This is a genomic window from Blautia sp. DFI.3.45 (assembly GCF_020593505.1).
GTDB classification, from domain to species: domain Bacteria; phylum Bacillota; class Clostridia; order Lachnospirales; family Lachnospiraceae; genus Blautia_A; species Blautia_A wexlerae.
This window is the reverse complement of sequence record NZ_JAJDMI010000260.1, coordinates 1-224: the sequence shown is the minus strand read 5'-3', so window position 1 is coordinate 224 and position 224 is coordinate 1. Positions and strand designations below refer to the sequence as shown.

Below are 224 nucleotides of genomic sequence, written 5' to 3'. Positions count from 1 at the left end.
CTTGGAAAGCAGTTCCTCGGTATTTGGCAAAATGTTGAGCAGCTCGGATAACTCGTTGTTTAATTTTTGTAATTTCTGATTCTGTTTTTGCATAAGAGAGAGTTGAGTGTCCCGGTTCTGCATTTCCAGAATCATTTCTGCCATTAGGTTCTGCTGTTCTTCGATTTGACCAATCATGGATTCCATTAAGGGTATAATTTCCCGGCTTTCTTCTAATGTCATTT

General features: G+C 38.8%; 1 pseudogene. It reads right to left on the bottom strand.

Features of this window, described 5'->3' with window-relative positions:
- Window positions 1-186, bottom strand: a pseudogene (locus tag LJE09_RS17810) (hypothetical protein); the annotation flags it as partial.
- Window positions 187-224: the final 38 nt, after the last annotated feature.